The 9,502-nt window shown below is 63.7% G+C and carries 9 protein-coding genes; 1 reads left to right on the top strand and 8 read right to left on the bottom strand.

Annotation, left to right across the window (positions count from 1 at the left end; translation table 11 throughout):
* Positions 1-14: 14 nt before the first annotated feature.
* The 5 genes from A3728_RS01685 to A3728_RS01665 all read right to left on the bottom strand — a co-directional run bounded on the left by A3728_RS01685 (position 15) and on the right by A3728_RS01665 (position 3,849).
* Positions 15-692: an OmpA family protein gene (locus A3728_RS01685; protein WP_082850935.1), complete on the bottom strand. Its 678-nt coding sequence runs from the start codon at positions 690-692 to the stop codon at positions 15-17.
* Positions 693-696: 4 nt separating this feature from the next.
* Positions 697-2,133, bottom strand: coding sequence for a type II and III secretion system protein family protein (locus tag A3728_RS01680; RefSeq protein WP_067919694.1), 1,437 nt, complete (start codon positions 2,131-2,133; stop codon positions 697-699).
* Between the two features lie 202 nt (positions 2,134-2,335).
* Positions 2,336-3,193 (bottom strand): Flp pilus assembly protein CpaB, encoded by an 858-nt coding sequence (cpaB, locus tag A3728_RS01675; protein WP_067919690.1) that lies wholly within the window; start codon positions 3,191-3,193, stop codon positions 2,336-2,338.
* Between the two features lie 206 nt (positions 3,194-3,399).
* Positions 3,400-3,579, bottom strand: a complete 180-nt coding sequence (locus A3728_RS01670; RefSeq protein ID WP_067919689.1) for a hypothetical protein — start codon at positions 3,577-3,579, stop codon at positions 3,400-3,402.
* A gap of 84 nt (positions 3,580-3,663) precedes the next feature.
* Positions 3,664-3,849, bottom strand: a complete 186-nt coding sequence (locus A3728_RS01665; protein WP_067919688.1) for a Flp family type IVb pilin — start codon at positions 3,847-3,849, stop codon at positions 3,664-3,666.
* Positions 3,850-4,211: 362 nt separating this feature from the next.
* On the opposite strand from A3728_RS01665, the gene A3728_RS01660 reads away from it, so the two are divergent.
* Positions 4,212-5,021, top strand: coding sequence for a lytic transglycosylase domain-containing protein (locus A3728_RS01660; RefSeq protein WP_201722127.1), 810 nt, complete (start codon positions 4,212-4,214; stop codon positions 5,019-5,021).
* A 66-nt stretch (positions 5,022-5,087) separates the two neighbouring features.
* Here A3728_RS01660 and A3728_RS01655 read toward each other — a convergent pair whose 3' ends face one another.
* From A3728_RS01655 to topA, 3 genes are all read right to left on the bottom strand, one after another.
* Complete coding sequence (locus A3728_RS01655; RefSeq protein ID WP_067919687.1) at positions 5,088-5,711, bottom strand: 3-oxoacid CoA-transferase subunit B; 624 nt, start codon at positions 5,709-5,711, stop codon at positions 5,088-5,090.
* A 1-nt stretch (position 5,712) separates the two neighbouring features.
* Positions 5,713-6,417: a CoA transferase subunit A gene (locus tag A3728_RS01650; protein WP_067919685.1), complete on the bottom strand. Its 705-nt coding sequence runs from the start codon at positions 6,415-6,417 to the stop codon at positions 5,713-5,715.
* Between the two features lie 249 nt (positions 6,418-6,666).
* The gene (gene topA / locus A3728_RS01645; RefSeq protein ID WP_067919683.1) at positions 6,667-9,285 is read right to left on the bottom strand and encodes a type I DNA topoisomerase; all 2,619 of its coding nucleotides are present in this window, start codon (positions 9,283-9,285) and stop codon (positions 6,667-6,669) included.
* Positions 9,286-9,502 lie beyond the last annotated feature (217 nt).

The raw sequence follows: 9,502 nt of genomic DNA, 5'->3' as shown, positions 1-9,502 counted from the left end.
GCGCCGAAAGCGCGTTATTCGGTCACGAGAGCGGTCTGTCCGGCGGAAAGCTGGCTCTGTGGAACGGCGCTCGCCACATATTCGCGGTAGATGATCTGCGCATATTTGCCGTCCAGCACCGTGGGGTGGTTGCCGACAAAGCCGCTCACCTCCGTCACGGTACGCCGGTTGCGCCGCTCGCGGCCCTGCGTCACGATCAGGGGCTGCGTTTCACCGAAGGAAACGAGCGCCTCCAACCGGGAGGTGCTGATGCCCTGCGCGGCCAGAAAGGCCACCACCGCTTTGGCACGGCGCAGACCCAGCGCCTTGTTGTAGCTTTGCGAACCCACAAGATCGGTATGCCCATAAACCCGGAAGCGGACTTCGGGGAACTGCCGTATCCAGGATGCCTGCTGGCGCAGGATCGCCTGCGCCTCGGGCGAAAGTGCTGCGGAATTGAACGCGAAGGTCACGACAGAGGTGACTTCGCTGGCAAAGCGGTTCGCGAGGTTATGGGTATGGCCCAGCTCGCCCGTCATCACCAGCCGGTTGTTCAGCGTCGCATTGCCGAATGTGCCGCTATCCACCATCGCACCCGCCTCGCGGTGGAACTGGGTGCGCAGCGGGTCGGCGCTCGGTGTGCAGCCAAGCCCGGCGACCAGCGCCGCGCCGAGACCCAGCAATTTGGCGGATGCGGTGATGCTGCGTGCCATCCGATCAGTCCAGTACGTAGCCATAGGAGCCGCCGAAATCCTGCCGCGCCACCTCTCCCGCGGCGCCGTTCGTCGGGGTGCGCGCGGTTTGCGATGTGCGTCCGTTCAGGAACAGATCCTTTTCGGTGGGGGGCTTGATGCGGTCGGTGGGCAGGGCCAGCGCCTCGCCCCGCGTGGGCGTGACCAGATGCGCCGTGATGATGATCACCAGTTCGGTCTGGTTGCGCCGATAGTTCGCCGACCGGAACAGCGCGCCCAGCACGGGCACATCGCCGATCCACGGCAACTGGCTGGTGCTGTCGGTGAAATCATCGGTCAGCAGGCCCGCGATGGCAAAGCTTTCGCCGTCACGCATTTCCACCGTGGTGGAGGTTTCGCGCCGGGAGAACGCGGAAATCTCGATCCCGTTGCCCACGGCAAGGCTGTTCGACGGGTCGATGGCCGAAACGGCGGCGTTGAGTTCGAGGTTGATCAGGTCCTTGTCCACGACCCGCGGGATGAAAGCCAGTTCGACGCCGAAGGGCTTGAATTCCACCGAGATGCGGTCGCCGGTCTGGGCCACCGGCACGGGGTATTCACCCCCGGCGAGGAACGTCGCCTCCTGCCCCGAAAGGGCCACAAGGTTCGGCTCCGCCAGAAAGCGTACGACGCCCTTCTGCTCCAGCGCCTCAAGCAGCAGGCCCACCTGCGTGGAACCCGCGTTGAACCCGAACAGCACCGCGCCGGCATTGGCGTTGTTGGCCGGGACGTTGCCGGCCATCGAATTGGCGATGCCGCCCGATGTGGTCGTCGTACCGGTGCCGCCGTTGATCCCCGTGCCGCCGATCGCCCCGTTGAGCGACAGCGACGCGCTGAGCGATTTGGACACATTGCGCTGCATTTCCGCGAAACGGACCTTGATCATCACCTGCTGGATGCCACCCACGCTCATCAGGTTGGACACCCGCTCCGGCGCATAGCGTTCCGCCAGATCCAGCGCGCGTTGCAACCGCTGGGTCGACGACACGATGCCCGACAGCACGATGCCGTCATTGGCGGTGCGCACTTCGATCCGTTCACCGGGCAGGATCTGGCGCAGTCGTTCCTTGAACTCCGACACATCCGCCGCCACGCGCACGTCCACGTTGGTGATCAGCTGCCCCGCCGCATCCAGCAGCGTCAGCGTCGTCAGGCCGGGGGATTTACCCAGCACATAGATCGTCCGGTCGGAGAGGGAGGAGATATCGGCGATGCCCGGATTGGCGATGCTGAGTTCCGCGAAGGGAATGTCGCTTTCCACAACCACCGCGCGGTTCATCGGCACGTTCAGCGGCGCGTTGGTGCCCCGGTTGACCACGCGCAGCGTATCCGCCGCAGCGGAAGAGGGAGAAAGGGTAACCAGTGGCGCGGCGCACAATGTCAGCCCCAGAAGAGCCGCCTTTAGAAATCTGTCGATTTTCATGTGACCTGCCTTTGTGATCACGCCTCGGAAGTGGGTCTTTTCGCCCTTCATTCCCCGAACCTTGCGCGCGTTTTGCCATATTTGCAAGAATCAACGCCGCCGCCCCCGCAGCCTGTGGACAAACGGCAACATAATTTCCCTTTCCACGAGCAGGGGGCGCCACGCTGCATGCGCGACGCCCCGCAGTGGAAACACGCCAAAATCAATTGGTGCAGGGGATCGGTATCTCCACCACTTCGGCACCGCGGCGGGTACGGATGGTGCAGACACGCTCTTTCTGGACCTCGGCCTGTTGCTCCTGCGCGACCAGTCCCAGCAGCGAACGCTGGTCCACTTCGATCGCACCGGCAACCGTATCGTCATTGACGCCGACCAGCGACAGCGACAGCGCGCCCGTCGATTGCGCCTGTGCCAATGCGGCCACCTGCGCTGGGCTGACGGCAACCGTCACGGTGCGGGCGATGCTCGCCTCGCCCACCCGGGCATCCGCGTTCTGGTCCACCGCAATGAGCCGTACGCCCGCTTCGATCAGCTTGGTCACATCGCCATTGGAATTCTGGCCCGGGATGTTGATGTTACCCGTCCAGTAGACATCCACCCGGTCACCGGGGCGCAGGAAACCGCTAACGCCCGAAGACACGTCCACCTTGATGGTGAAGGCGCGCATCCCCCGCTCCAACCGCGAGGTGAGGCCCGAATCCTCGCCCGGTTCGGTGACCTTCACCGCCAGGATCGCCTCATGCGTTTCGATGGGGCGCAGTACCACGCGATGTTCTTCCGACCCCTCGGGGAAAAGCTCCGTCTCGGCGTGGAAAGCGCCTTCGGGGATGGCGTTTTCCGGCCAATCCACGGCGCGCACGTCTTCACGGGTCAGGGGCTGGCCATAGACCAGCGGCTTTTCCGCCACCCAGACGGTCTTGGTCGGCACCACCTTGGCAAGCGCTTCCTGCGCCTGCGCGTTGGCGATTTGGTACTGGGCGATCTGATCCTTTGCTAGAAAGACAGCGCCCCCCGCGAGGGCGATGCCGATCAGAAGAACCATTCCGAATATCATTCTCATCTCGTTCACCTCATGTTGTGTTGCGACCCCGGCGGGGCCGAGCGGGCGGTTGCTGGCCTTTGATAATCGCAGGGGAATGTGGCCGAATTAAGCGATGGGCGGGCCAATTTCCGGCCATTTCGTTCTGGCCCCGCCATGCCATGTCCCTGAACGAAACATGCCGGCCCAGTGGGGCCGGCCTGTTCGATCATCCCTTTCGGGCGGAATTATCCGACCGTGCGGTTTGCCAGCCATGTCTTGATGCCGTCGCCTACGTTCCCGGTGCTCCCGTGAATGGTGAGGATGACAACTGCGGCCAGTCCGACGACGGCGGCGGTCAGGACCACCCAGTCGACAGTGACGGCACCGTCTTCTGATTTCAGGAATTTATGAGCGTAGGGAAACATAGGGGCCTCCTTCAGGGGAGCCTGCGAAAAGGGAGAATACTGCCGCCGTCCTCCGCGAAGACGGCGGCAAGGAACACTGTCGTATTAGGGAGTGTTCGGGTCCTGCTTGCCCAGGAATGTCGATGTGTTCGCTGTCAGGCTTTTCGAGCCAGTCTCGATCGAGGAATAGGCGGCAACGGCCAGGCCGACGACGGCTGCGGTCAGCACAACCCAGTCAACTGTAACGGCGCCGTCTTCGTCGTTGCGGAAGTTCTTGATAAATTTCATCATGTCATGTCCCTCCAAGGATCATTAGGTTTTCCATTTCCAACCCTGCCGTCCGTTCTTCGCCGTTCTCTCATTGGCGTATGTCCGACTTGGTATGACGCTATATAGACCTTGGATTGGGGCATGAATTTGGCGTCAAATGTGACATTTTGAGTGATTTCGCCACAAATGCCCGTTTTTCCCCGACCCTGTTGAAGAACAATGAAATTTTTTTCCCCGCCCCCTACCGCCGGGGCGGTTTGCGGGGGGAATGGTTTCAATTAAGGCAAAATCGCCATCTTCTTCTGCCAATTTTCTGGGAAAACCGCGGAATCTGTGGAATATTCCCCCTATAAAAGCCGTCAAGGCAGACAAGAGCAGGCAGCATGTTTCGTTTATTGGGCGTATCGCTATTGGCGACGGGGCTGGCCGTTGCGCAGGCCGGGGCAGAGGCGCCCGCGCCGTTTCCTGAATTCTCCGCCAAACGTGTGAAGCCGCCCAAGGCGGGGGTGACCAGACGCATCGACATCCAGATCGAACCGGCCCCGGCACTGGCCGCCGTGCCCGATGCGGTGGCGACCCCCTCTGGGGCCATCGCGCCCCGGGCGCCCGGCAGCTACGACTGGTTCTGGGAAAAGATATCCCCCGCCGCGGATCAGTCCGGCCCCGGACGGCTCGAAATCGCCATGGCCGCGCTCACGGCGGCCTCGGGGCAGGTCGCCTCGCCCCGGTTGCAGCACATGCAGGACATCGCACGCCGCAACGGCATCGACATCCTGCGCTCCACCGTGGGGACCCATGTCTCGCCCGCGCTGGTGCTGGCGGTGATCACGGTGGAATCGAACGGGCGCGCCGATGCGCAAAGCCACGCGGGCGCGCAGGGGCTCATGCAACTGATGCCCGATACCGCCCTGCGGTTCGGCGTGACCGACAGCATGATGCCCGGGCAGAACATCGCGGGCGGGGTCAAATACCTCGACTGGCTGATGCAGGAATTCGACCGCGATCCCATTCTGGTGCTCGCGGGCTACAACGCGGGCGAAGGATCGGTACACCGGCACGGCGGCGTGCCGCCCTTTGCCGAAACCCGCGATTATGTGCCCAAGGTGCTGGCCGCCTTCCAGGTGGCCAAGGGGTTGTGCCAGACCCCGCCGGAGCTCATCAGCGACGGCTGTGTTTTCGCAGCCCTGAACTGAACCCGCCGGACGCGAAGCGGGGGGCGGCCCGCCGCCCCCGGCGATGTCACGAAACCCGGGTAGCGGTCAGACGATGGTCGCGTCGGTGGCCGCGCGCAATTCGTCCTCACTCACGCCATCGGCACATTCGACGATGCGCAAGCCGCCCTCGACCACGTCCAGCACGCCAAGGTTGGTCACGATCCGGTCCACCACGCCTGTACCGGTCAGCGGCAGGGTGCATTTCTTCAGAACCTTCGATTCGCCGGCCTTGTTCTGATGATCCATCACCACGATCACGCGGCCCACGCCGGCGACGAGATCCATCGCGCCGCCCATGCCCTTGACCAGCTTGCCGGGGATCATCCAGTTGGCGAGGTCACCGTTCTCGGCCACCTCCATCGCCCCGAGGATCGCCGCCGCGATCTTCCCGCCCCGGATCATGCCGAAGGACATGGCGCTGTCGAAATAGGCGGTGCGGTTCAGCTCGGTGATGGTCTGCTTGCCCGCGTTGATCAGGTCCGGGTCCTCGTCGCCTTCGAAGGGGAAGGGCCCCATGCCCAGCATCCCGTTCTCGGACTGCAGGGTGATGTCCTTGTCGCCCACGTAGTTGGCCACCAGCGTCGGGATCCCGATGCCGAGGTTCACATACATGCCGTCTTCGAGCTCCTGTGCCGCACGGGCGGCCATCTGGTTACGGTCCCAGGCCATGTTACGCTTCCTCCCGCTTGCGCGTCGTGCGCTGTTCGATGCGTTTTTCGTGTTCGCCCTGAATGATCCGGTGCACGTAGATGCCCGGCAGATGGATGTGATCGGGATCGAGCGCGCCGCGCGGCACGATCTCCTCCACCTCGGCGATGCAGACCTTGCCGCACATGGCGGCGGGCGGGTTGAAGTTGCGGGCGGTCTTGCGGAAGATCAGGTTGCCGGTGTCATCCGCCTTCCACGCCTTGACGATGGACAGATCCGCAAAAAGCCCGGTTTCGAGGATGTAATCCTCGCCGTTGAACTGCTTCACTTCCTTGCCCTCGGCGATCTGCGTGCCCACGCCGGTCTTGGTATAGAAACCGGGGATGCCGCAGCCGCCCGCGCGCATGCGTTCGGCCAACGTGCCCTGCGGGTTGAATTCCAGCTCCAGCTCGCCCGACAGGTACTGGCGCATGAATTCCGCGTTCTCGCCCACGTAGGAAGAGATCATCTTCTTGACCTGCCGCGTATGCAGCAGGATGCCGATGCCGAAATCATCGACCCCGGCGTTGTTGGACGCAAAGGTGAGGTCCTTCGCCCCGTTTTCCTTGATCGCCTGCAAGAGCAATTCCGGAATACCGCAAAGCCCGAACCCCCCGGAGGCGATCAGCATGCCATCCGACAGGACGCCCTCCAGTGCTTCGGCGGCGGAATTATAGACCTTTTTCATGAAAGAATGTTCCCCTTGAAAGTACGAGCGACGAAAGGTTCGCCTTCTTTTGAAGGGGCACCCGCGCAGAGTCAATTCCAGCGCGGGTGAGATCGGAAAAGGCGGGCTTTAATCCCTCGCGCAATCCGCCAAAGGCCTCCGGCCCGCCCCGCGCGGCCACCGGTCTTCCAAATGGTCCAAAATTCTCGCCGAAGGCGAAATCCACCTGTCGGCCCCTGCCACCTGAGCGGGGGCGCCGGAAGCCCGCAGTCAGGAGTCCTTCGCCGCCGCCTTCTTGGCTGCCGTCTTCTTCGCGGGGACCTTTTTCTTCGCCGTGGCCTTCTTCGGCGCGGCTTTTTTCGCGGCCTTGCGCTTGGCCGGGGATTTGGCCAGCTTTTCCTCGATCAGTTCGACCGCGCGTTCCATGGTCAGGTCCGCCGGTTCGATCTCCTTCGGGATCGTGGCGTTGACCTTTTCCCACTTCACGTATGGCCCGTATTTCCCTTCCATCACGTTGACCGCACCGCCCATGTCCGGGTGTTCGCCCATCTCGCGGATCGGTTTGGCGGCCTTGCCGCGCCCGCCACGGCTGGCCACCTTTTCGGCCAGCAATTGCACGGCGCGGTTCATGCCAACGGTGAAAACTTCGTCGATGGATTCGAGATTGGCATTGGTGCCCCCCCGGTCGGAGGTGCTTTCGGCGTGTTTGATATAGGGTCCATAGCGCCCGATATTGGCCCAGACCATCACGCCGTCCTCGGGGTGGGGGCCGATCTGGCGCGGCAGGGACAGCAGGCGCACCGCCTGTTCAAGGTCCACCTCCTCTGGCGGCCAGTCCTTGGGGATCGACTGGCGCGGGGGCTTCTTGTTCTCTTCCGTCACCGGGCCGCGCTGGACGTAGGGCCCGAACCGCCCCTTGAAGACGCGGATCTCGTCGCCCTGATCCTCGCCCAGCAGCTTGCCCTCGGGCGGGATCGCGCTGGCCTCGGCCTCCGGGTCGGGCGGGCCGAAGGGGCGGGTGTAGCGGCACTCGGGATAGTTGGAACAGCCGATGAAGGCCCCGCCGGACCGCGCCGTGCGCATCGACAGGCGGCCCGCCCCGCAGTTGGGGCAAAGCCGCGGGTCGCTGCCGTCCTCGGTGGGCGGAAAGAGATGCGGCTCCAGCACCTCGTTGATCTTCTCCAGCACCTCGGTGATGCGCAATTCGCTGGTCTCGGCGATGGCCGCCGAAAAGTCGCGCCAGAACCGGCCCAGCACGTCCTTGTAGTCGGCATCGGCCGCACTCACCTTGTCGAGCTGGTCCTCCAGATCGGCGGTGAAATCATAGCCCACGTACTTCCGGAAATAGTTTTCCAGAAAGGCCGTCACCAGCCGGCCCTTGTCCTCCGGGATCAGCCGCTGGCCGTCCTTGCGCACATAGCCGCGGTCCTGAATCGTGGTGACGATGCTGGCATAGGTCGAAGGCCGCCCGATGCCCAGCTCCTCCATCCGCTTGACGAGCGTCGCCTCGGTATAGCGGGGCGGGGGCTGGGTGAAATGCTGTTCCGGGGTGACGGCGCGCTTGTCCATCGCGTCCCCTTCGGAGACCTGCGGAAGACGCTTGTCATCGTCATCCACAACGTCGTCGCGGCCCTCTTCATAGACCCGCAGGAACCCGTCGAAGAGCACCACCTGACCGGAGGCCCGCAGGCCCACCTGTTCATCCTTGCTGCCGATCTCCACCGTGGTGCGTTCCAGCCGCGCGCTTTCCATCTGGCAGGCCAGCGTCCGCTTCCAGATCAGATCGTAAAGCTTGGCCTGATCGCTTTCGAGCTTCAGCGACGGCGCATCCTTGGTCATATCCGTGGGGCGGATACATTCATGCGCTTCCTGCGCGTTCTTGGCCTTGTTCTTGTAGATGCGCGGCTCTTTCGGGACGTAATCACCGCCGAAACGGTCCTTGATCGCGTCCCGCGCCATGGTGACGGCTTCGGGCGCCATGTCGATCCCGTCGGTCCGCATGTAGGTGATATGCCCCGCCTCATAGAGGCGCTGCGCCGTGCTCATGGTCTGGCGCGCGCCCATGCCGAACTTGCGGCTCGCTTCCTGCTGCAGGGTCGAGGTCATGAACGGGGCCGAAGGGTTGCGGCTGGCGGGCTTGGCTTCCACGCTGGTGACGCGCAGATCGCGGCTGGTGATCGCCTGCACCGCCATTTCCGCCTGCGTTTCATTGGCCAGATCGAAACGGTCCAGCTTCTTGCCCGCCAGCGTGACCAGCCGGGCTTCGAATTCCTGCCCGCGCGGCGTGGCCAGCAACGCCTTGACGGACCAGTATTCGCGGGCGCGGAAGGCCTCGATCTCCATCTCGCGCTCGACGATGATACGCAGGGTGACGGACTGCACACGGCCGGCGGATTTCGCCCCCGGCAGCTTGCGCCAGAGCACGGGCGACAGGTTGAACCCCACAAGGTAGTCGAGCGCGCGCCGCGCGAGATAGGCTTCGACCAGCGGCATATCCACCTGCCGGGGGTTCTTCATCGCCTCGGTCACCGCGGCCTTGGTGATGGCGTTGAAGACCACGCGGCTGACGGGCGTGTCTTTCTTGATGGATTTGCGCTTGGTCAGCGCCTCCTGCAAATGCCAGGAGATCGCCTCCCCCTCGCGGTCGGGGTCAGTCGCGAGGATGAGCGCATTGTCGTCCTTCAGCGCGTCGGCGATGGCCTTGACGTGTTTCTTGCTGTCGCTGGCGACCTCCCACTGCATGGCGAAATCATGCTCGGTATCGACCGAACCATCCTTCGGCGGCAGGTCCCGCACATGCCCGTAGGAGGCCAGAACGGTATAGTCATCGCCAAGGTACTTGTTGATCGTTTTGGCCTTGGCAGGGGATTCGACGACGACAACAGGCATGAAAATAAGCACCTTGCAGGAAATGGGAGGAACCGAGTTCGGCAGTCACATGTGGGAGGCAGGGGGGGATTGTCAATGCGCGCCGGTCCCGCCCGCCCCCGGTGGACCGGTCCGCACCCTGCGCGGATGGAGCGGCCCTGTCGGGCTGCCGCTGGAGCGCGAGGCCAGCCCGCAGNGCGCGGGCGGGGAGGGGCGGAAGGGTTCGTGACCCCCTGAT

Source organism: Sulfitobacter sp. HI0040 (assembly GCF_001634885.1).
In the GTDB taxonomy this organism is placed as follows: Bacteria; Pseudomonadota; Alphaproteobacteria; order Rhodobacterales; family Rhodobacteraceae; genus Sulfitobacter.
This window is presented reverse-complemented; position numbering and strand designations above follow the sequence as displayed.